The sequence below is a fragment of the Pseudomonas sp. 05N433 genome, assembly GCF_056396925.1.
The window spans coordinates 1-21217 of sequence record NZ_JBFTML010000032.1 but is presented as its reverse complement, the minus strand read 5'-3'; the positions used below and the strand labels follow the sequence as shown (position 1 = coordinate 21217).

Annotated in this window: 22 protein-coding genes; 7 read left to right on the top strand and 15 right to left on the bottom strand. The window is 61.0% G+C overall.

Annotation, left to right across the window (positions count from 1 at the left end; translation table 11 throughout):
* Position 1 precedes the first annotated feature (1 nt).
* From AC1DIS_RS17595 to AC1DIS_RS17575, 5 genes are read right to left on the bottom strand one after another with little or no spacing between them, the layout of a single operon-like run.
* Positions 2-646 (bottom strand): tetratricopeptide repeat protein, encoded by a 645-nt coding sequence (locus tag AC1DIS_RS17595; RefSeq protein WP_204123811.1) that lies wholly within the window; start codon positions 644-646, stop codon positions 2-4.
* A complete protein-coding gene (locus AC1DIS_RS17590) occupies positions 643-1452 on the bottom strand; it encodes an SDR family oxidoreductase (RefSeq protein WP_477742942.1) in 810 nt (269 codons plus the stop codon). Before AC1DIS_RS17590 ends, AC1DIS_RS17595 begins: the two co-directional genes overlap by 4 nt.
* Positions 1439-2113: an iron-containing redox enzyme family protein gene (locus AC1DIS_RS17585; protein ID WP_018929743.1), complete on the bottom strand. Its 675-nt coding sequence runs from the start codon at positions 2111-2113 to the stop codon at positions 1439-1441. Before AC1DIS_RS17585 ends, AC1DIS_RS17590 begins: the two co-directional genes overlap by 14 nt.
* Positions 2110-3591 (bottom strand): AMP-binding protein, encoded by a 1482-nt coding sequence (locus AC1DIS_RS17580; protein ID WP_477742943.1) that lies wholly within the window; start codon positions 3589-3591, stop codon positions 2110-2112. Before AC1DIS_RS17580 ends, AC1DIS_RS17585 begins: the two co-directional genes overlap by 4 nt.
* A complete protein-coding gene (locus AC1DIS_RS17575; protein ID WP_477780993.1) occupies positions 3581-4258 on the bottom strand; it encodes a thermostable hemolysin in 678 nt (225 codons plus the stop codon). Before AC1DIS_RS17575 ends, AC1DIS_RS17580 begins: the two co-directional genes overlap by 11 nt.
* 186 nt (positions 4259-4444) lie before the next feature.
* Between AC1DIS_RS17575 and AC1DIS_RS17570 the strand changes: the two genes are divergently transcribed.
* Complete coding sequence (locus AC1DIS_RS17570) at positions 4445-5017, top strand: cytochrome b (protein ID WP_064618341.1); 573 nt, start codon at positions 4445-4447, stop codon at positions 5015-5017.
* Between the two features lie 83 nt (positions 5018-5100).
* Here AC1DIS_RS17570 and AC1DIS_RS17565 read toward each other — a convergent pair whose 3' ends face one another.
* Positions 5101-6909: a monovalent cation:proton antiporter-2 (CPA2) family protein gene (locus AC1DIS_RS17565; RefSeq protein WP_018929739.1), complete on the bottom strand. Its 1809-nt coding sequence runs from the start codon at positions 6907-6909 to the stop codon at positions 5101-5103.
* A gap of 193 nt (positions 6910-7102) precedes the next feature.
* Here AC1DIS_RS17565 and AC1DIS_RS17560 point away from each other — a divergent pair, with 193 nt between their 5' ends.
* On the top strand, positions 7103-8017 hold the full coding sequence (locus AC1DIS_RS17560; RefSeq protein ID WP_018929738.1) for a LysR family transcriptional regulator: 915 nt from the start codon (positions 7103-7105) through the stop codon (positions 8015-8017).
* Here the strand turns inward: AC1DIS_RS17560 and AC1DIS_RS17555 are convergent.
* From AC1DIS_RS17555 to AC1DIS_RS17545, 3 genes are all read right to left on the bottom strand, one after another.
* Positions 8007-8783 (bottom strand): substrate-binding domain-containing protein, encoded by a 777-nt coding sequence (locus AC1DIS_RS17555; protein WP_477780992.1) that lies wholly within the window; start codon positions 8781-8783, stop codon positions 8007-8009. The two genes, AC1DIS_RS17560 and AC1DIS_RS17555, sit on opposite strands and share 11 nt — an antisense overlap.
* 32 nt (positions 8784-8815) lie before the next feature.
* Positions 8816-10108 carry an MFS transporter gene (gene tcuC, locus AC1DIS_RS17550; protein ID WP_018929736.1) on the bottom strand — a complete coding sequence of 431 codons (1293 nt, stop codon included), beginning with the start codon at positions 10106-10108 and terminating at the stop codon, positions 8816-8818.
* 171 nt (positions 10109-10279) lie between these two features.
* Positions 10280-11353 (bottom strand): diguanylate cyclase domain-containing protein, encoded by a 1074-nt coding sequence (locus AC1DIS_RS17545; RefSeq protein WP_477742944.1) that lies wholly within the window; start codon positions 11351-11353, stop codon positions 10280-10282.
* Between the two features lie 165 nt (positions 11354-11518).
* On the opposite strand from AC1DIS_RS17545, the gene AC1DIS_RS17540 reads away from it, so the two are divergent.
* The 3 genes from AC1DIS_RS17540 to dmeF all read left to right on the top strand — a co-directional run bounded on the left by AC1DIS_RS17540 (position 11519) and on the right by dmeF (position 13385).
* A complete protein-coding gene (locus AC1DIS_RS17540; protein ID WP_018929733.1) occupies positions 11519-11857 on the top strand; it encodes an FKBP-type peptidyl-prolyl cis-trans isomerase in 339 nt (112 codons plus the stop codon).
* A 314-nt stretch (positions 11858-12171) separates the two neighbouring features.
* Complete coding sequence (locus AC1DIS_RS17535) at positions 12172-12447, top strand: metal/formaldehyde-sensitive transcriptional repressor (protein ID WP_019648873.1); 276 nt, start codon at positions 12172-12174, stop codon at positions 12445-12447.
* An 11-nt stretch (positions 12448-12458) separates the two neighbouring features.
* On the top strand, positions 12459-13385 hold the full coding sequence (dmeF, locus tag AC1DIS_RS17530) for a CDF family Co(II)/Ni(II) efflux transporter DmeF (protein WP_436275449.1): 927 nt from the start codon (positions 12459-12461) through the stop codon (positions 13383-13385).
* Positions 13386-13393: 8 nt separating this feature from the next.
* On the opposite strand, the gene AC1DIS_RS17525 is transcribed toward dmeF, so the two are convergent.
* Positions 13394-14497 carry a cytochrome P450 gene (locus AC1DIS_RS17525; protein WP_477742945.1) on the bottom strand — a complete coding sequence of 368 codons (1104 nt, stop codon included), beginning with the start codon at positions 14495-14497 and terminating at the stop codon, positions 13394-13396.
* A gap of 81 nt (positions 14498-14578) precedes the next feature.
* On the opposite strand from AC1DIS_RS17525, the gene AC1DIS_RS17520 reads away from it, so the two are divergent.
* Positions 14579-15343, top strand: coding sequence for an ArsR/SmtB family transcription factor (locus AC1DIS_RS17520; protein ID WP_477742946.1), 765 nt, complete (start codon positions 14579-14581; stop codon positions 15341-15343).
* Here the strand turns inward: AC1DIS_RS17520 and AC1DIS_RS17515 are convergent.
* Positions 15340-15948: a LysE family translocator gene (locus AC1DIS_RS17515; RefSeq protein ID WP_477742947.1), complete on the bottom strand. Its 609-nt coding sequence runs from the start codon at positions 15946-15948 to the stop codon at positions 15340-15342. The two genes, AC1DIS_RS17520 and AC1DIS_RS17515, sit on opposite strands and share 4 nt — an antisense overlap.
* Positions 15949-16053: 105 nt before the next feature.
* Between AC1DIS_RS17515 and AC1DIS_RS17510 the strand changes: the two genes are divergently transcribed.
* Positions 16054-16977 (top strand): LysR substrate-binding domain-containing protein, encoded by a 924-nt coding sequence (locus AC1DIS_RS17510; RefSeq protein WP_018929729.1) that lies wholly within the window; start codon positions 16054-16056, stop codon positions 16975-16977.
* Here AC1DIS_RS17510 and AC1DIS_RS17505 read toward each other — a convergent pair.
* The 4 genes from AC1DIS_RS17505 to AC1DIS_RS17490 form a co-directional block, all read right to left on the bottom strand.
* Positions 16967-17308: a hypothetical protein gene (locus tag AC1DIS_RS17505; RefSeq protein WP_138867763.1), complete on the bottom strand. Its 342-nt coding sequence runs from the start codon at positions 17306-17308 to the stop codon at positions 16967-16969. The genes AC1DIS_RS17510 and AC1DIS_RS17505 overlap by 11 nt on opposite strands.
* 135 nt (positions 17309-17443) lie before the next feature.
* Positions 17444-18463, bottom strand: coding sequence for a branched-chain amino acid aminotransferase (locus AC1DIS_RS17500; protein WP_018929727.1), 1020 nt, complete (start codon positions 18461-18463; stop codon positions 17444-17446).
* 316 nt (positions 18464-18779) lie between these two features.
* The gene (lpdA, locus tag AC1DIS_RS17495; protein ID WP_477780991.1) at positions 18780-20165 is read right to left on the bottom strand and encodes a dihydrolipoyl dehydrogenase; all 1386 of its coding nucleotides are present in this window, start codon (positions 20163-20165) and stop codon (positions 18780-18782) included.
* Between the two features lie 3 nt (positions 20166-20168).
* Positions 20169-21217, bottom strand: a 1049-nt coding sequence (locus AC1DIS_RS17490; protein WP_477780990.1) for a dihydrolipoamide acetyltransferase family protein, incomplete at its 5' end; no start/stop codon positions are given.

Genomic DNA, 21217 nt, shown 5'->3' with positions numbered 1-21217 from the left:
GTCAGTCGAGTTTCTTGTTCACGTCACCCAGTAATGCTTCGATCTCTTTGCGACGCCCGGCGTCGGCRCTTTCCCGGCCAGGACGGGGCGCGGCGTGCAGGGCTTTTTGCAGGGCATCCCGAGCTTCACCATAGCGCTTTTGACGGTAAAGGTGATCACCCCAGAAGTACAGGCTGTCGATGCCGGTCGGGTTCAGGTCCAAGGCCTGCTTCAACAGTTTTTCGGCCTTGTCGGCGTCGCCGAAACCGATAGGCCAGCCGGGCACCCGATCATACAGCGCCGCGAGGCTGGTGTAGGCCGAGCCTTGCAGGGCCTTGGGATCGATGGCCAGGGCTTTTTCCAGATCGACTTTGGCGGCCTTGGCCTTGCTCAGGGCACCGAGGCCTCCCTGGGCGCCGGCCCAACTGCTGGTGACGATGCCGGACCAGATCCACGCTTCGGCCAGGGACTGGCGTTCCCGGGTGAACGCCGAGGCCTGGGCTGCGAGTTTTTCGAAGGCGGCGCTGCGCTGTTCGGCAGGCAATTCGTACTGGATGTGCGCCCAGCTTTGTTGAATGGCATTGAGGCGCTGCTGATCGGCGGCTTCCAGCGCCCAGACGCTTTGGCTCAGCACGGCGAGCAACAAGCAAGTGAGAATTTTCTTCATGGTTTGAGGCTCTCCTTATCGGGCTTCTGACTCAGGCGACGGATCAGCGGCAATTGCTTGCGCAAGCCACGGTCCACCAGATGCGGCAACAGACTGTTCAGGCGCACGAAAAAGCGTTCCGGCCAGCCCAGGTACAAGTCGCGACGGTCACCGGCAATGGCGTGGATGACCGCCGAGGCAACGGTTTGCGGGTCGTCGACATTGGCTTTGAGCGCATCGTTCAGCGCTTGGGCCGCCGCACTGTTCATGCTGGTGCGGGTCGCTCGGGGGGCGACGTAGAGCACGTTGATCCGGGTATCGGCCAGTTCCCGGCGCAGGGCTTCGGAGAAACCGCGCAGGGCAAACTTGGTGGCGCAATAGCTGGCGTAACCGGGGTAGCCGATGGAGCCGTAGGTCGAACCGACGTTCACCACCATGGCACTCTCGGCCTGCTTGAGCAGCGGCAGCAATAACTTGGTCAGGCTGATCGGCGCGCCGACGTTCACCGCGAGCATGGCGTTGATCTCGCTGTCATCGAGTTGTTCGAGCATGGCGAAGTGATTGACGCCCGCGGCATTGATCAGCAGGTTGATGCCGCCGATGGCCTCGGCCGCCGCCAGCACTTTGCGCCGGTCGTCGGGCAGGGTCAGGTCCGCCCCGACCCAGCGCAACTGCTCCGGGTAGCGCTCGAGCAAGGGCTCCAGCGACTCTCGATGCCGGGCCACGGCCAATACGTGTGCACCACTGGCACACAGGGTGCCGGCGATGGCCAGGCCGATGCCGCCACTGGCGCCGGTCAATACCACGCGAGCCTCAGACGGGCGCATGCAGATTCTCCCCATCGCGCGGCAGGCCACGGAACATGTCGGTGTAGAGCGTGTACACGACCTTTGAGGCATGAATCACCGCAGCCTGGTCGGCCGGGTCTTCGAGCAGGTTCATCAAGCGGCGGTAGGTCTGCATGTGTTCGATATCCAGTGAGCCGTGGGAGCTCAGGTAGCTGAAGGCGGTCTCCGGCAGCGCCAGGCGTTCGCGGATGCTGCCGGCCGCGTGGGTGGCCAGGGCGATGCTGGTGCCTTCCAGCACGTTGACCATGCCGAACAGGCCCACCGGGTTGTCCCGGGCAATCAGGTCGTAAAGAAAGCTGACCATCAACTCGATCGGCAGCGATGGACGACCATCACGCACGGCGTCTTTGTCGCCGCCACAGGCTGCGATGTCGTCGAGCACCCACTGTTCGTGGCCGTATTCGTCCTCGATGTACTCGCACACCGCTTTGCGCAGCCATTCCAGACGCTGCGGCAGACGTGCGCCGCACGCCATCATCAACGGCACGGTATGGCGCACATGGTAGTAGGCCTGGGTGAGGAAGGCGCGGTAGCTGTCCAGGCTCACGTTGCCCTCAAGGGCATCGCGGATGATCGGCAGATTGAACAGCTCGTGGCGTTCTTGATAGGTGGCTTCTTGCAGCGTGTCGAAAAAACTCATGGTGCAGATACCTCGGGGAAAACGGATTCAGTGAGCAGCGCCCGGTAACGTTCGACAATGGCATCGCGGCGCGGTCGGCCATTGGCGGTCAGCAAGCCGTTGGCGGGGGTGAACGGTTGATCGAGACGGGTCCAGTGATGAACCTGAGCGTAATCGGGCAAGGCCTCATTGGCCTGGGCCACGGCGGTGGCCAGTTCTTCATCGGTGCAGTCCGGCCGATGGGGCCAGAGCAGGGCGTGGTTGCTCGGCATCGCTTCGCCGTAGACGAACGCCTGGGCGATGTGGCGACGCTGGGTGAGTTCGGCCTCGACCCATTCCGGGTTGACGTTGCGGCCGAAACTGGTGATGAACTGATGCTTCTTGCGCCCGTTGAGGTAGAGAAAACCTTCCGGGTCGAACTCGCCGAGATCGCCGGTCGGCCACCATTCATCGTGGTAGGGCGCTTGCCCCAGATAGCCGAGCAGGGTCGAGCCCTTGACCAGCACTTCGCCGTCGTCGGCCAGGCGAATTTCGACATGGGGCAGGGGCCGGCCGACGCTGCCGGGGCGGTGTGCTCCGGGGCGATTGAGGCACACCACCGACGCACATTCTGACAATCCGTAACCTTCATACACTGGCATGCCGATGCGTTGGGCACGATGCAGCAGTTCTTCGGAAACCCGCGCACCGCCCACGGCGGCAAAACGCAACGATTGGGGGTTGAACGCTTTTTGCTCGGCGGCGCTGACCAGCATCAGCAGCAACTGTGGCACCAGGATCAAGCTCTCGGGCGCGCGGGAGGCCAGACACCCCAACAAGCGCGGCACATCGACACCGCTGGCCCCCTGAATGCCCAGGGTTTTCTGGCTCGGCACGCTCAGGGTCGCGCCGGCATACAGCGCGGCATAACAACCGAGGTTTTCCAGCAGGATCGCCAGGGGCAGCAGTGCCAAGTGATGTCGCGGATGGGTGGGCTTGCTCGCCTGATCCAGTTCACGGGCCACTCGCAAAAGGCTTTCGGCGCTCAGGCATACACCTTTGGGTGTGCCGGTGGTGCCGGAAGTGAAGGTGAGTTTGGCGGTGCCTTCGGGGATGAGGTTCGGGCCGCTGAAGGAACGACGCCAGAATTCGCCTGTGTGTTCGTAGCCGGCCCCTTGCAGTTCGGCGCCCAGTTCCGGCTCGGCAATCACCCGTTCGGCCTGGCTCTGTTGCAGGCAATGAATGCGTTGTGCCGGGCTGAAGAAGGGCGGCAACGTCAGGCAGGTCAGGCCTTCGAACAGGATGGCCAGGTCCCAGAGCATCGCCTCGGTACCGTTGTCCAGGGCCAGCGCGACCACTTTGACGTGCTCATCACGAAGACGCTGTTGGCGATCCGTGACCTCGGCGTACAGCGTGGCGTAGTCGAGTTTCAACTGATCGCCCCACAGGGCGACGGCGTTGCCTTTGTGTTCGGCGTGATGGCGCAGGGTTTGTTTGAAACGCTCCATTTCAGGCGACATGGCTGGACTCCTCAAGGGAGGTTGGCAGCCCCAGGCGATTGAACAGGCCGATGTTGCGCAAATGAATGAAGCCGGCGCGGATGTTGCCGACATGCACCCATGGCTGGCTCTCGTAATAACTGCCCCAGTGGTGACGGTCGTCGCCCAACCGCTCGGGATCGGCGGCGCAGAGCGTCACCGGCTTCAAACCCAGGCGATGAAAACTGTTTACCAGCCCGATGTTGCCGGTGAACGCCACCCATTCCAGCCCGCCCATGGCCAACAGATAGGTGATGGCGACGATGCTCAGCCGCGCGCTACCGGTATCGCTGGCTGCGAGGTTACCGACCTCGACAATCCCGGCCCGGTCCACCGGTTGGCCGGCAGCGGCGCTGATCAGCGGATCGATCGCCTCGTCCAGGTAACGCTCCAGAAACAAGGGTTCGGCACTGGCCAGTCGTAGGCCGGCCACCGCACACAGCGTGTCGGACTCATCGCTCAGGCCGAAYAGTTGTGGCATGAAATGGCGGATATCGGCGCCATGGGCCTTGCGAAAACGCTGCTGGATAAAAGCTTCGAAGACGGGTCGCTGGGTATCGTCCGGCAAGGCCCTGRCCAGACTCATCTGCGAGGTTTCGGCTTGACCGAAGTGCAGGGGCAGAGGAATGTTCCAGTCAAAATCGTGCATGGGTAAGAACGCCTCCCCGAGTCAGTTTGGGGGGAGTATCAAAGGCGATTCTTAACGAAGTCTGAAGGTTATCTTCAGATTGTCTTAAGACTGGACAGGCAGGGTGGCGCCGGTCGGTTCGACGAAACCGGATCCAGGCTGCACGAAATGAGTCGGCAGCCGCCACCGATCTTCAAGAGGCTCTGTATGACCCGAGATTCAGCAGTACACCGGTATGGAAAACTCTCGATCACCTTGCACTGGCTGATGTTGGCGCTGTTCGTCGGCGTTTATGGCTGCATCGAGATCAAAGGGCTACTGCCCCGTGGAAGTGATTTGAGGGGTCTTTTTCTGGGGCTTCACGGCTTATTCGGATTGAGCATTTTTGCGTTGGTCTGGGTCCGCCTGCTCGGGCGCCTCACCCCCCGGCCACCGATTACCCCGGCTCTGTCAACCTGGCAGACCGGCGTCTCGCACCTCATGCACCTGGCGCTGTATGTGCTGATGATTGCAACACCGCTATTGGCCTGGTTGATGCTGGCCGCCGGCGGCAAGCCAATGCCGTATTTCGATTTCTTCCTGCCGGCGCCGGTGGCGGTTGATCCCGTGCTGGCCAAGCAATTCAAGCATTGGCATGAGTGGCTCGGCAGTGCCGGTTACTGGCTGATCGGTTTGCACGCGGCGGCGGGGTTGGTCCATCACTACTGGGTTCGCGACAACACGCTCACGCGCATGCTGCCCAAGGGCTTTGGTGCGGGTGTCAACGAGCGTCAGCGATAAGTTTCCCTGGACGTTCGGGCTGCCTCGAACACTGCGTTATCGTTCATCGCGAGCTTGCTCGCGATGAAGTCATCACTGTCACCTCAAACCTTGCCCGCTTGCTCTTCCAGCTGATCCGATTCAAACAACTTCGCCAGTTCCGCCCGCGCTTCCTGCGCCGTCTGCATCACCTTGGCCGCATCGTCATACACCGCGTGCTGAGCCTCCAGCACCTGTTCGTCGTGATGGGTAAAGCGCTTGATCCGCGCATCCGCCTGGGCTTGGGTCAGCCCCAGGCCAACCAGGGTGCGCCGGGTCATTTCCAGGCTGGAGTAATAGGTTTCCCGCACCGCCTGCGCCCCGACATCCACCAAACGGTGCACATGCTGACGGTTACGGGCGCGGGCGATGATTTTGATGTGCGGATACAGCTTGTGCACCACCTCGGCCGTCTTGATGTTGGTGTCCGGATCATCGGTGGCGATCACAAAGAACTCCGCTTGCTCGACCTTGGCCGCGCTGAGGATTTCCGGGCGCATCGGGTCGCCGTAGAACACCGGCACGCCGCCGAAGCTGCGGGACAGTTCGATGGTTTCCACCGAGGTGTCGAGGGCGATGAACTTGATGTTCTGCGCCCGCAGAATCCGCGCCACGATCTGACCCATGCGGCCCATGCCCGCGATGACCACGCGGGGCGTGTCGGCGTCGATTTCGCGGAACTTCTGCGGCACCTCCACCGGTTGCACCTTGGGTTTGACCAGGCGTGCGCAGGCGAGCAGCAACAGCGGCGTCAGCGCCATCGACAGGGTGATGGTCAGCACCAGCAAGTCGTACAGGCGCGGCTCGAACAAGCCCTGGTCCCGACCGATCTTGAACACCACGAAGGCAAACTCACCACCGGCCGCCAGCACGATCCCCAGACGAATCGCATTGACCTTGCCCAACCCTCCGGCCAGTCGACCGACCACAAACAGCAGCGGCAGCTTGATGGCGATCAGCAGCAGGGTCAGCCCCAGCACCACGACCGGCGCACTGAGCAGCAGACTCAAGTTGGCACCCATGCCGACGCTGATGAAAAACAGCCCCAGCAGCAGGCCCTTGAACGGTTCGATCTGCGCTTCCAGTTCGTGACGGTATTCGGAGTCCGCCAGCAGCAAACCGGCGAGGAACGCGCCGAGTGCCATGGACACGCCCACCAGATCCATCAACCACGCCGTGCCGATCACCACCAGCAATGCGGTGGCGGTGGACACCTCCGGCAGACCGGTCTTGGCCACCACGCGAAACACCGGACGCAACAGATAACGCCCGCCGATCACCACCACCGCGATGCTGCCCAGCACCCGCAAGCCATGGTTCAAATCTTCGGCCGCGCTGCTGGTGTGATCACCGCCGGCCAGCAACGGCACCATCGCGATCAAAGGGATCGCGGCGATGTCCTGGAACAGCAAAATCGCGAACGCCAACCGCCCATGGGGGCTGGTCAGCTCCTTGCGCTCGGCCAGGCTTTGCAAGCCAAACGCGGTGGACGACAACGCCAGGCCGAGGCCCAACACGATGGCACTGTTCAGGGACTGGCCGAACACGAACAACGCCAGCACACCAATCACCGAACCGGTCAACAGCACCTGCGCAAGGCCCACGCCGAACACCGATTTGCGCATCACCCACAAACGTCGCGGCGACAGCTCAAGGCCGATGATGAACAGCAACAACACCACCCCGAGTTCGGAGATGTGGCTGACGCTTTGTGGATTACCGATCAAACCCAGCACCGACGGCCCGATGATCACCCCGGCAAACAGATAGCCGAGCACCGCCCCCAATTGCAGGCGCTTGGCCAAGGGAACGGCGAGCACCGCCGCGAACAAAAAGACGACAGCGGCTTGTAACAGGTTGCCTTCATGGGGCATGTGAAACTCCAAAAACTCGATACGGCGGGGGCGATAAGGATAAAGGCTGGAGCCGGATGCGTCAGCCATGAACGAAAATGTTTGGGCCTCGCGATGGCAATTTTGCAGGCACCCAAGATGTCGTTACATTTAGCATCAATTAGTGACATTCATAGGATAAGCTGATCAAACTGTTCGTTCCCGAGTGCGCACCATGACCATCAACTTCGACCTTAACGATCTGCAAGCCTTTCGCGCCGTGGTGGAGCAGGGCAGCTTTCGCAAGGCTGCGGACACCGTACGCATCTCCCAACCAGCCCTCAGCCGGCGGATCGAAAAGCTCGAAGACGCTCTGGGCGTGAAATTGTTCGAACGCACGACTCGCCGGGTCAGCCTGACTCAGGCCGGGCGTGGTTTCATGCCCAGCGTCGAACGCCTGCTGGATGACCTGGACGTGGCGCTACTGGGCATCAGCGAAGTCGCCTCGACCCGGCTCGGGCATGTCACCGTCGCCTGTGTGCCGTCGGCGGCGTACTACTTCATGCCGCGTGTGATCGCCCACTACCATCGGCAATTTCCGCGGATCAAGGTCAAGGTGCTCGACTCCAGTGCTCACGAGGTATTGAGTGCCGTGGTCAACGGTGAAGCGGACTTCGGCTTGAGCTTCATGGGCACCCTGGAGGCCGAAGTCGAATTCGAGCCGCTGGTGCAGGAAGGTTATGTGGTGGCGTGCAGACGAGATCACCCCCTTGCAGGACGCAGCAGCGTGACATGGGATGAGTTTTATCAGCAGGATTACATCTCGCTGGACAAGACTTCGGGCAATCGCTTTTTGCTGGATCAAGCGCTGGCTGGCGTGGTGCCGCAGCGGCCGAGCATCTGCGAAACCCGTCATGTGACGACCATGATCGGTCTGGTGGAGGCCGGGTTGGGCGTGGCTGCCGTGCCGTTGATGGCGATGCCGGCGGCGGACCACCCGATTCTGACGCGGGTACCGTTGACCGATCCGCAGGTGATGCGCAATGTCGGGTTGATCAAGCGCCGGGGTCGTACGTTAACCCCGGCGGCATTGGCGTTGGAGCGTCTTGTAGTGGAAATGAAAGTCCAGCAACCTTCGGTCAGTGGCTGACTGAGTCCAGCCCCGTCGCTTTTACGTCCGGCTGGGCTGCGCTGGAGGCCAGGTACTCAAGCAGCGCCTTGGCCTCGGCCGGGTGTTGCGCATTGACCGGAATACCGGCGGCGAAACGGGTGACCGATTGCACCGATTCCGGAATTTTCGCCACAAAACTCACCCCAGGCACCGGTAGCAATTCGCTGACCTGCTGGAAGCCCAGTTGATAATCGCCGGTGGCAACCACCGAGCCCACCGGGATTTTCGGGATCATCTTCGATTTGGGTTTGAGCTGGTTTTCGATGCCCAGACGCTTGAACAGTTGATCCTCGATATACACGCCGCTGGCACTGTCGGAGTAGGCGACTGACTTGGCGTCGAGCAGGGTTTTTTTCAGGCCTTCCACCGAGCTGATGTCCGGCTTCGGCGCACCTTCACGCACCACCATGCCGATCCGCKAATCCGCCAGTTCGACCCGTGAAGCGGGATCGACTTTGCCTTGCTTGATCAGGTCGTCGAGGGCATAGCCGACCATGATGACCACGTCGGCTTTCTCACCGCGGGCCAGACGATTGGGAATCGCTTCCGGGGCCTTTCCCATGGATGGACCGAGGGCGGTGTCCAGGGTGTTGCCGCTAGACTCGGCGAATTTCGGACCGAGGATTTTGTAGGCCGCCGTGAAACCACCGGAGGTCATTACACGGATTTCTTCAGCCTGGGCGATCGAACTCAGACCGAGACTGGCCACCAGGGCCAGGGCGGTAAAGTTGAAAAACCTTTTCATCAAGTAGCTCTCGCAGTTAGAGGTTGGGTGGTTCACGACACGGCCGGTTGCAGGCGGCCAGAGGCACGGCGATAGAGAAACAGCGTCGCGCACAGGGCACAGAACGCGGCGAAACTCATCCAGTAACCGGGTGCGGCCTTATCGCCGGTGTACTGGATCAGGAAGGTCGATATGGCCGGTGTGAAACCGCCGAACACCGCCGTCGCCAGGCTATAAGCCAAAGAGAAACCTGCGACCCGAACCTCGACCGGCATGATTTCCGTCAGTGCGGCGATCATTGCGCCGTTGTACAAGCCATAAATGAACGACAGCCACAGCAGCACCAACAGCATGTTGATGAAACTCGGTGCTTGCACCAGATAGGTCAGCGCTGGGTAGGCCGTGGCTAACGTCAGCAACGCCATGGCGATCAGTACCGGGCGACGACCGATGCGATCTGAAAGCGCGCCGCCAATCGGCAACCAGAAAAAATTCGAAACGCCCACCAGCAAGGTCACCAACAGCGCATCGGAGGTATTGAGGTGCAGCACGGTTTTGCCGAAGGTCGGCGCGTACACGGTGATCAGATAGAACGCGGTAGTGGTCAGGGCGACCATCATCATCCCGGCGAACACGATGACCCAGTTCTGTCCCAGGGTGCGGAACACGTCGCCCATGCTTGGCCGGTGTTTACGGGCGGTGAACTCTTCGGTTTCTTCCAGGTTACGGCGCAGGAAGAAGATGAAAGGCACGATCATGCAGCCGACGAAAAACGGAATCCGCCATCCCCAATCGGCAATCATCGTCGGCGCCATCCATTGGTTCAGACCATAGCCCAAAGCCGCCGCGACGATGATCGCCACTTGCTGGCTCGCGGATTGCCAACTGGTGAAGAAACCTTTGTTGCCGGGAGTGGCGATCTCCGCGAGGTACACCGATACACCGCCCAGTTCCGCACCGGCCGAGAAGCCTTGCAGCAATCGGCCGATCAGCACGATGGCCGGGGCGAACAGCCCGATGGTTTCGTATCCGGGCACCAGCACAATCAGAATCGTACCGCTGGCCATGATCGACAGGGTGACGATCAGCCCTTTGCGGCGCCCCACATCATCGATGTAAGCGCCCAGTATCACGGCGCCCAACGGACGCATCAGGAAGCCCGCGCCGAACACCGCGAACGTCATCATCAGGGACGCAAACTCGCTGCTGGCAGGGAAAAATACGGCAGCGATCTGCGTGGCATAGAAGCCGAAAAGGAAGAAATCGAATTGCTCGAGGAAGTTGCCCGAGGTCACTCGGAAAATCGCACTGGTCCGGGAGCGACCGGAATGGATTGATGCTGTCATTGACGTGTACTCCACCGCTTTTATGACGTGCACTACCTGGACGCGGTGCACGGTTCTTATTGGGGTGGATAGTGGAGCAGGGACATCGATATGTTAATTGCATAGTTGGTATGTATTGATGCATGAAGCGGATCAATGCTGCCGACCCAGAGACGCGGCGTTTACCCAAGGCTATTCGCTGTGTACGCGTATCGGGCTGATGTTCCCCAACCGATACTGATTATTCCCGCTGCGCTTGGCCTCATACATCGCCAGGTCGGCAATATGAATCAACCGGTCCATGCTCGGCGCATGGTCCGGGAACACCGCGACCCCAAGGCTGCTGCCGATGTGGCGCTGGTCGTTGCCGATGGTCACTGGCGGTGCGAGTTCGATGAAGATTTTCTGGCAGATGCTGCGGGCTTCGTCTTGCAGGCTGTTGCCTTGGGGAAGTCCTTGGAGGATGACCACGAACTCGTCGCCGCCGATCCGGGCAACGGTGTCGGTTGAGCGCAGGATTCTCTTCAGGCGTGTCGCGGTGGTGATCAGCACGCGGTCGCCGGCCGCATGGCCGTAGTGGTCGTTGATCGCCTTGAAACCATTGAGGTCGACAAATACCAGTGCCACCCGCGTGGCGCTGAGGCGGGCGTGTTCCAGGGCAGCGGACAGGCGCTCTTCGAGCACCAGGCGATTGGGCAGGCCGGTCAGCGGGTCGTAATGGGCCAGGTGTTGCAGGTAGCTGGCGGAGGCTTTTTCCTCGGTGATGTCGCGGACCACGCCCATCATCTTGATCGTTGCGTCATGCTCATTCTTGACCACATTGCCGGTCTCCCGCAGCCAGCGGATGCTGCCGTCCGGCCAGACCACGCGGTATTCCTCGTCGTGGTTTTCGCCGGTTTCCAGGCAACGCAATTCACCGGCGCGGACCTTGACCCGGTCGTCCGGGTGCACACAGGAACAGAACAGGGCGTAGGAGGGCGTCACCTCGCCGATCTTGAACCCGAACATCCCGTAGATTGCATCCGACCAATAGAGCTTGTCGGTATCAACCTCCCAGTCCCAGGTGCCGATGCGGGCGAAGTATTGGCTGCGTTTGAAGCGCTCGGCGTCGCCTTCCTGGTGGATACTTTGTCCCTCGGTGAGGCTGTCGATCAGCGCGCGGCACTCGGCCAACTGCTTTTGCAGCGAACGATCGCGCCAAATCAGCGCGACGATCAGGGCAAGGGTCAGCGAGCCGATGGTGACGTCGGTCCAGAGCTGACTCATTGAGGAATTGCGCTCATGGCGTATCGAACCGTGGGGGAGGTGGCGGGTATATTAGTTCACGACCACTGCCGGATACAGAGCGAAACGGTTGCCAATGGCCCGCATTTCTGGGAAAACGGCGCCCATCAAGCCCGTTCGGGCAAGCGCACAGATAGAGTGAATGTAATGAATGATGAGTTGCAGGTAATCGACCTTGAAGTGGGCGACGGCAAAGCCGCCGTCAAAGGCGCGCTGATCACCACCCAATATCGTGGGTGGCTGGAAGACGGCACTGAGTTCGACTCCTCCTACAGCCGGGGCAAGCCTTTCCAATGCGTGATTGGCACCGGGCGGGTAATCAAGGGCTGGGACCAGGGAATCATGGGCATGCAGGTCGGCGGTAAGCGCAAGCTGCTGGTGCCGGCGCACCTGGCCTACGGCGAGCGCTCGATGGGGGCGATTACGCCGAATTCGAATCTGATTTTCGAGATTGAATTGCTAGAAGTGCTGACGCGGGATGATTGATGGGCGAGTGAATTGAAATGATTAACCCCGCTGTTTCTGAGAGGAGAGAGCGGGGTTTTTGCTATCTGTGGCGAGGGGCTTGCCCCCGTTGGGTTGCGCAGCGACCCTGAAACCTGTGCATGCGGCGTGTCAGGGAATCTCCACTCGCCAGTTTTGCGGCTGCTGCGCACCCGAGCGGGAGCAAGCTCCCTCGCCACAATTCAGCCGCTATTACCGCGATACAAGCCGATGAGCCATGACGCAGTCAACCCGACTTGCCAGCCCTGGCAATATCGGTAACCATGCCCACCTAAATAGGGGTAGGGGGTATAGGTATGTCGCACATCCACGAACACAAAGACGATTTGCTCAATCGCGTCCGGCGCATTGCCGGTCAGGTTCAGGCGGTGGAGCGGGCGTTGGAGTCCGATGCCGAGTGCGCCAAAACCCTGCACCTGGTCGCGGCAATTCGCGGTGCGGTCAACGGTTTGATGGACCAGTTCATCGACGCCCATGCCCGTGAACATGTGGCGCGTCCCGGCCTCAGCGACGAAGCGCGCGCCGAAGGCGTGGAAGACTTGTTGCAAGCCATCCGCCGTTACTCGAAATAGAGGCCCGCCCCATGACACTGACACCTCAAGCTTCGCGTTTTACCCACGATCACCTGTTTCTGGGGGCCGCCCACGATGAAAATGCTCGCCGCACGTTGTGGGTGGTGGCGCTGACGTTCGTGATGATGATTGGCGAGATTGCCGCTGGTTATATCACCGGCTCCATGGCGTTACTGGCGGACGGCTTTCATATGGCGACCCACGCCGTGGCCTTGGGCATTGCCGCGGCGGCCTACAGTTTTGCCAGGCGACACGCCAACAATTCGCGCTTCAGCTTCGGTACCGGCAAGGTCGGGGATCTGGCGGCTTTTGCTTCTGCCATGGTGCTGGGCCTGGTGTCGATCGGCATCGCCGGCGAATCGATCCTGCGGCTGTTTCAACCTATCACCGTGGCTTTCACCGAAGCGACGGTGATTGCGGTGGTGGGGCTGGCGGTGAATGTCGTCAGCGCATTGCTGCTGGCAGGCAACCATGGGGATCACGGCCATGATCATCACAACCATAACCACGGTCACCATCATCACGACAACAACCTGCGCTCGGCGTATGTCCATGTGCTGGCCGATGCATTGACGTCGGTACTGGCTATCGCGGCATTGTTGGCCGGGCGCTATTTGGGTTGGGTCTGGCTGGACCCGGTGATAGGCGTCGTCGGAGCCCTTGTTATCGCGAAATGGGCCTATGGCTTGATGCGCGATAGCGCCGCGGTATTGCTCGACGCCACCGACGAGCACGTCGCCGCCGAAATTCGTGAGCTGCTTGAATCGACGGACGATGTTCGCATCAGCGACCTTCACGTCTGGCAAGTCGGGCCCCAGGCGCGGGCGGCGATTGTCAGTGTCGTGGCTGCGGCGAGCGTCAGTGCCGACGCCATCCGCGAACGTCTGGCGCCGGTTCATGAGTTGTCTCACCTGACGGTCGAATATCGCAACGCTTGAGGTGTTTTTCAGGCAAAGAGCGGAATGCGCCCGTTAAGGGAAGGGCGGTAGTGCCAGGTCAACCGATCCAAAGCCGGTTTCATCATCAGGATCTGAGTCAGCGTCGCGCTGGCAATGCTCAAGGCCAGTACCTGCCCCGGGCATTGGTGACGGCCGGCGCCGAAGGTGAAGCTTCGGCGGTTTGGGCGTTCGAGCAGGAATGTATCGGGATCGTTATTGAGCAGCGGATCACGATTGGCCGAGGCCAGCAGTACCAGAATGACGTCGCCGGGGTTCAGGTTCACGCCGTCGATTTCGCAGGGCGCTGCGACGAAGCGGCGGGTGTTCTGTACCGAAGGATCGAAGCGCTGCACTTCGGCGATCAGGTCGTTGGCTTGAGTTGGGTCGATCTGCGGGTTTCGGCTCAACGCCAGTAGCGCATTGCCGATCAGCCCGGCGGTGGCTTCGTAGGTCTGGGAGAACAGGCCGATCAGGTTGGCGATCAAGGTTTCCGGGTCGGTCGAGGTGGCGAAGCGCTGCCGGATACCGGCGAGCACGGCGCTTCGATTGTTCGGATCAGCCAGAAGCTCGATGAAATATCCCTTCAGCTGTTCTGCCGCAACATGGGCAGCGTCCAGTTGGGCCTGGTCGCTGAGGGGTGACAGGCAGGCGATGAAGTCAGCGGTCAGCTCGCTGATGGCCCGGCCCTGAGCCGGAGAAAAGCCCAGCAACGTCGCCACTACACAGACCGGCCCGCGAAACATCGCCGCGTACAACCCATCGGCTCCAGGGGTAATCAACCGAGCGCTGACCAGTGAATTGACGTCATTCCCATCAATCAGCGTCAGCCCCGGCTCAATCGCTGCCCTCGGGCAACGCTGCCGCTCACCCTCGTTCATCCGCATTAGCTGACCGAACACTTTGCCCGCCATGTCCTGAGCAATTGCCTTGGGCACCGGCTCATGCGCCGGCCGCACATGGCAATCCGGATGCGCCAGCACGGCGGCGACCGCTCGGGCGCTGCTGGCCACCCACAGTTTCAGTCCCTGATGAAAAACCAGTCCACCCTCGGCACGCAGTTGCGCGTAGTAGGGGTAAGGATCGGCGTGAGTCGCAGCGATGATCGGGTCCATGGGTCGCAGCCTTATCGATGGTTGAAAAGTGTTGCTACTATCTCCAGTCCGAAGGGGCCTTGATTCGTCCGGGAGCGAAATATGAACGCAGAGCAACACGACGTTGGCATCTCTCAAGTGGCCGCAGCGATTGCAGAGCCTGCGCGGACGAAAATCCTCTGTTCGCTGATGGACGGCCATGCCCGCACCAGCACCGAGCTGGCGGCGGTTGCCGAAGTCAGCGCCTCGACCGCCAGCGCACACCTGGCCAAGCTCAAGGAACTGGCGCTGGTGCGTTTGCACGTTCAGGGCCGCCATCGCTATTACAGCCTCGCGGACAAACGCGTGGCCCAGGCACTCGAAGCACTGATGGTGATCGGCCAGAACGCAGCGCCGACGTTCAACCCGCGCACCCCGGACCGCCTGCAATTCGCCCGCACCTGCTACGACCACATGGCCGGCACGTTGGCAGTGGTGCTGCATGACCGGATGATCGACGCGGGGTGGTTGCTGCAAACCGATGAGCAGGCTTATCGATTGAGCGACAGTGGTGAAGCGTTGTTCGAAGGATTGGGCATCGACGTCAAAGACCTCGGCACTTTGCGCCGCCGCTTTGCCTGCCCGTGCCTGGACTGGAGCATGCGTCGGCCGCACCTGGGCGGTGCCTTGGGCGCGGCGTTGCTGCAAACGGCGATCAAACGCCAATGGGTGACGCAGGATCTGGACAGTCGGGCGTTGGCGTTGACGGCGGTGGGGCGAAAGGAACTCGGTCACCGGTTCGCCGTTGAACTGCCGATTCAGGGAATGACAGCGCCACTCACGTTCACCGGGAACAGGCGCCGCGCGATCGCCAGTCCTGCGACTTAGCGACTGGCCGAGGCCATGAGCACGCCAAAACCGGCGAAGGTCACGCCCGAAACTTTTGCGGTCAGCCAGGAACCTTTCGGGCTCGACAACCAGCCTTTGGCGGCATTGGCGAGCAAGGCATAGCTGCCATGCACCAGGATCACCAGTACGCCGTAGGAGGCGACCAGCTTGATGAACTGGCTGTAGAAGTGCGCCGAAGTGTCGATGAATTGCGGGAACACCGCCAAAAAGAAAAACACCGCCTTGGGGTTCAGAAGCTGCATCGAAGCCGCTTCAAGGAAGCGATAACCCGGGCTTGAGGGGCGTGTTTCAAGCAGCGTGCTGAAACGATCCGAGCGCCAGCTTTTGTAGCCCAGGTACAACAAATAGCCAGCCCCTGCGTATTTCAATGCGGTAAAGGCATTCGCGGAGGTGCTGAGTATCAGGCCAACACTGGTGGCGCTGATGGCAGCGACCACAAACGCCCCCGACGCAATTCCCAGAATGCCCGGCACGGCCCCCCTCCAACCGTGGCGCACCGCGTTGGACAGGGTCAGGACCACACCAGGTCCCGGGCTCAAAATGGTCAGGGTGGCGAAGAGTACAAAGAGTCCGTAACTGTTCATGGCTTGCTCCGTCAGGTGGCATTGGCTGCGTGCTGGCAGATTGGCGTGGCGAGGAGGGCGTGACAAACGCTTTAATTACAGCGCATAGGTGACTAAATTAGACGCATGAATCCACTACCGCCTCTTAATGCTGTTCGCGCCTTCGCCGTTGCTGCTCGTCATCAGAGCTTCAGCCTGGCGGCTGAAGAGCTGCATGTCAGCCACAGTGCCGTCAGCCGGCATATCAAATTGCTCGAGGAATACCTGGGGGTGCTGCTGTTTGAGCGGCGTATCCGGCAATCTGTGCTGACGCCGGCCGGCCAGCGCTTTTATGAGCAGGTCAGCGCCGGGCTGTCGCAGATCGCCAATGCCGCCACTGCGCTCAAGCAGCATGCCTCGCTGCCTACCGTGAAGATCAATGTACGTCCGTCCTTCGCCATGCTTTGGCTGACGCCCAGGCTGGCGGATTTCGTTGCGCGGCACCCCGGCATCAAGCCGCAGGTGATCACCCAGACCCAGGCACCCGATCAGGCACGCGACGGGTTCGATATCGTCATTCGCCGTGGTCGTGACGATTGGGCACCGGCGATTGAGGCGCGAGCGCTGTTCGAAGACGAACTGTTGCTGGTCGCGGCCCCTGCGCTGATCGAGCGCCTGCCACTTGAAGACCTCACGTCCCTGAGTCGGCATACGTTACTGACCGCCAAGGCCCGTCGCGAAGACTGGCACAATTGGGCCATGCACTTTGGTCAAAGCCAGTCAGCCACTCAGGTCACCCGGCAGTTTGATCACATGCACCTGGTGCTTCAGGCCGCAGTGGATGGACAGGGCGTTGCCCTGTGCCCGACCTCTTTGTTGGGCAGCCATATCTCGAGCGGACGCCTGATCTGCCCGTTACCCGAGTTGCGCATGCCGTTGCCGCGTTATTACTACGGTGTTGCGCCGGACGTGACGGCTCACACGCGGATCTTTGTGGAGTGGTTATTTGCCCGGATTGCTCAGGATGAGCTGAGTTGGCAGACACCTCGTGCCGTGACCGCTACGCTCTGAAATCCCAGACGATCTCCACCACCCGCACCGCCAGCACCAGGTAAACCAGACCCAGGATGATCTGGAACGCCGTGTGATACGGCAACCTGGACAGCCGGCGCAAGCCGTCGCTGACACTGAGCAGCATCAACAGTGCTGATATTGCAATCAACCCCCAGCCGGCGAGGTTTGAGGCGAGCATTCCCATGAACAGCTGATGACCGCCGTGCAACGCGTTGGTGCCCGCCGCGAATAGCAGGGCGCACACCAGCAGGTTCTTGATGTTGTCGAACACCTGCGTGGTGAAGTCGGTTTCCAGCAAGGCCAGATACTTTCGCCAGAATTTATCCATGGTTGTGGTGGCACCTGTTGATGGCGGTTGCACGTGGCAAGTCTAGTGGCGTTTTGCACGAAACGCGGGCGAAAAAAAGCCCGGCCTTCAATGTGATGGCCGGGCTTTTGTGTTCAAACGGACTGTGGCGTCAGATCAAACCTTGACGATCCAGCCCGCTGGCGCTTCGATGTCGCCGGTCTGTACACCGGTCAGCTCTTTGTAGAGCTTCTGGGTGACCGGGCCGACTTCGGTTTCGCTGTGGAACACGTGCAGCTTGTCGTTGTAGCTGATGCCGCCGATCGGGGTGATCACCGCGGCAGTACCGCAAGCACCGGCTTCCTTGAAGTCGGACAGCTTGTCGATGAACACGTCACCTTCAACCACTTCCAGGCCCAGACGGGTCTTGGCCAGTTCGATCAACGACAGACGGGTGATGCCCGGCAACACCGAAGGGGAATTCGGGGTGACGAACTTGTTGTCGTGGGTGATCCCGAAGAAGTTGGCCGAGCCGACTTCTTCGATTTTGGTGTGGGTCATCGGGTCCAGGTAGATGGCGTCGGCGAAGTGCGCCTTCTTGGCCTGGGAGCCTGGCATCAGGCTGGCGGCGTAGTTGCCACCGACCTTGGCCGCGCCGGTGCCTTGTGGAGCGGCACGGTCGTAGCTGGAGATCTGGAAGTTGTGTGGGGTCAGGCCGCCCTTGAAGTAGGCGCCGACCGGGATGCAGAAGATCGAGAAGATGAACTCGGGTGCGGTACGCACGCCGATGTTGTCACCCACGCCGATCACGAACGGACGCAGGTACAGCGCGCCGCCGGTGCCGTAAGGCGGAATGAAACGCTCGTTGGCGCGGACCACGTCCTTGCACGCTTCGATGAACTGTTCGGTGGACACTTGCGGCATCAGCAGGCGCGCGCAGCTGCGTTGCATGCGGGCGGCGTTCTGGTCCGGGCGGAACAGGTTGATCGAACCGTCCTTGCAACGGTAGGCCTTCAGGCCTTCGAAGCACTGCTGGCCATAGTGAAGGGCAGTCGAGCCTTCGCTGATGTGCAGCACGTTGTCTTCGGTCAGGGTGCCTTTGTCCCACTCGCCATTACGCCAGTGCGACAGATAGCGCTTGTCTGTCTTGATGTAGTCAAAACCCAGCTTGTCCCAATTGATGCTTTCGTTACCCATGACACCCTCTATCACTTAACAACCGTCGAAACGGTTCAAGGCTTCTGACATTTTTCTGGATGGGGACAACAATACTTCATTCCGGGCCTAAATCGCAGCCCGGACTATCGGGTGATTGGCAGATTTCTTAGCCAGCTCATGAAACTTGTCGCCGATCTTTCATCATTCGAAACCCTGTGGCGAGGGAGCTTGCTCCCGTTCCGGTGCGCAGCACTGGTAAAACCGAACACTGCGGTGTATCAGGCAAATCGCAGTGACGCGGTTGGGGCCGCTTCGCAGCCCAGCGGGAGCAAGCTCCCTCGCCACAGTTGAGCGGTTACAAATGCAGCGCGTGACCCAACGCACGCAACGCCGCTTCCTGCACCGCCTCGCCGAGCGTCGGATGCGCGTGGATGGTGCCAGCGATGTCTTCCAGCCGCGCGCCCATTTCCAGGCTCTGACCGAACGCCGTCGACAACTCCGAAACACCCACACCCACCGCCTGCCAGCCAATAATCAGATGATTGTCACGCCGCGCCACGACCCGCACGAAGCCACTTTTGGACTCCAGTGTCATCGCCCGGCCATTGGCGGCGAACGGGAAGCTGGACACGATGCAGTCCAGCCCCGCAGCCTTGGCCTCGTCCGGGGTCTTGCCGACCACCACCAGTTCCGGGTCGGTGAAACACACGGCGGCAATGGCGGTCGGGTTGAATTCGCGGTGTTTGCCGCTGATCAGTTCGGCAACCATCTCGCCCTGGGCCATGGCCCGGTGGGCGAGCATCGGTTCGCCGCTGAGGTCGCCGATGGCGTAGACGTTGCGCATGCTGGTCTGGCAACGGTTGTCGATCTTGATCGCCGAACCGTTCATGTCCAGGTTCAAGGTTTCGAGGTTCCAGCCCTGGGTGTTGGGTTTGCGACCAACGGCCACCAGCACCTGATCGGTTGCTAGATTCAGGATGTCGCCATTCGGGTCGCGAACTTGCAGGGAATTTCTTTGTGAGTCAAAACCTTCAACGCTGTGCTTCAAGTAAAGCTTCACATCGAGTTGTTTGAGTGCTTCGTGCACCGGATGGGTCAGTTCGGCATCGTAGGCCGGCAGAATACGATCCTGCGCCTCGACTACGCTGACCTCGGCGCCGAGCTTGCGATAAGCAATCCCCAGCTCCAGACCGATGTAACCGCCGCCGACCACAACCAACCGTTTAGGCACGCTTTTCGGCGCCAGGGCTTCAGTGGAGGAGATGATCGGCCCGCCAATCGGCAGCATCGGCAGGTTGACGCTTGTCGAACCGGTGGCCAGCACCAGGTGCTCGCACTGAATCCGCGTGTCGCCGACCTCAACGGTTTTACCGTCGATCACTTTCGCCCAGCCGTGGATGACCTGGACCTTGTGCTTCTTTAATAGCGCGGAGACGCCAGTGGTCAGGCGATCAACGATGCCGTCCTTCCACTCGACGCTTTTGCCGATGTCCAGGGTCGGCGCCGATACGCTGATGCCCAGCGCCGAGTATTGGCTGTGGTGCTGTGTCTGATGGAACTGTTCGGCGACGTGGATCAACGCCTTGGACGGAATGCAGCCGATGTTCAGGCAGGTGCCGCCCAACGATTGGCCTTCCACCAGAATGGTCGAAATGCCCAATTGACCGGCACGGATCGCCGTCACATAGCCGCCAGGGCYGCCGCCGATGATTAGCAGCGTAGTATTTAGAGTCTGTTGCATTCCTTACTCCACAAACAGCGTTGCGGGTTGTTCGAGCAAGCCACGAACGGCCTGGATGAATTGCGCCGCGTCCATGCCATCGACCACGCGGTGATCGAAGGAGCTGGAGAGGTTCATCATCTTGCGGATCACGATCTGGCCTTTGATCACCATTGGCCGTTCGACGATTTTGTTCACGCCGACGATCGCCACCTCCGGCAGGTTCAGCACCGGCGTGCTGACGATGCCGCCCAGGGCGCCGAGGCTGGTCAGCGTGATGGTCGAGCCGGACAGCTCATCGCGGCTGGCCTTGCCAGTGCGTGCGGCAGTTGCCAGGCGGGAGATTTCCGCGGCGTTGTCCCACAGGCTGCGGGCTTCGGCGTGACGCACCACCGGCACCATCAAACCGATGTCGGCTTGCGTGGCGACGCCCACATGCACCGCGCCGAGGCGGGTGATGACCTGGGCCTCGTCGTCGTAACGGGCGTTGATCTGCGGGAAGTCGCGCAGGGCCACGACCAGGGCGCGCACCAGGAACGGCAGCAAGGTCAGCTTGCCACGGGTCGCGCCGTGTTTTTCGTTCAGGTGCGCACGCAGCTCTTCGACGGCGGTGACGTCGATTTCTTCGACGTAACTGAAGTGGGCGGCACGCTGGGTGGCGTCCTGCATACGCTGGGCGATCTTGCGGCGCATGCCGATCACCGGGATTTGCTGTTCGTCGTTGCGCTGGGCGTAAGCGGCGGTGGCCGTCGATGCGTTCGACTGACCCTGAGCCAGATAAGCTTCGAGGTCTTCGTGCAGAATCCGCCCGGCAGGGCCGCTGCCACGCACCAGGCGCAGTTGAATGCCAAGGTCCAACGCATGCTTGCGCACGGCCGGGGAGGCCAGCGGACGTTCGTCGGCTTCGCGGGCGACCATCGGTCCTTGGCAAGCGGCAGCCGGACGCGGGGCCGCTGCAGCCGGTGCGCTTTCTACGACGGCTTCAACTTTCGGCGCCGCCACAGGTGCTTCTTTAACAACAGCCGCTGGCGCAGTCGATTCCTTAACGTTACCCGCGCCTTCGACTTCAATGC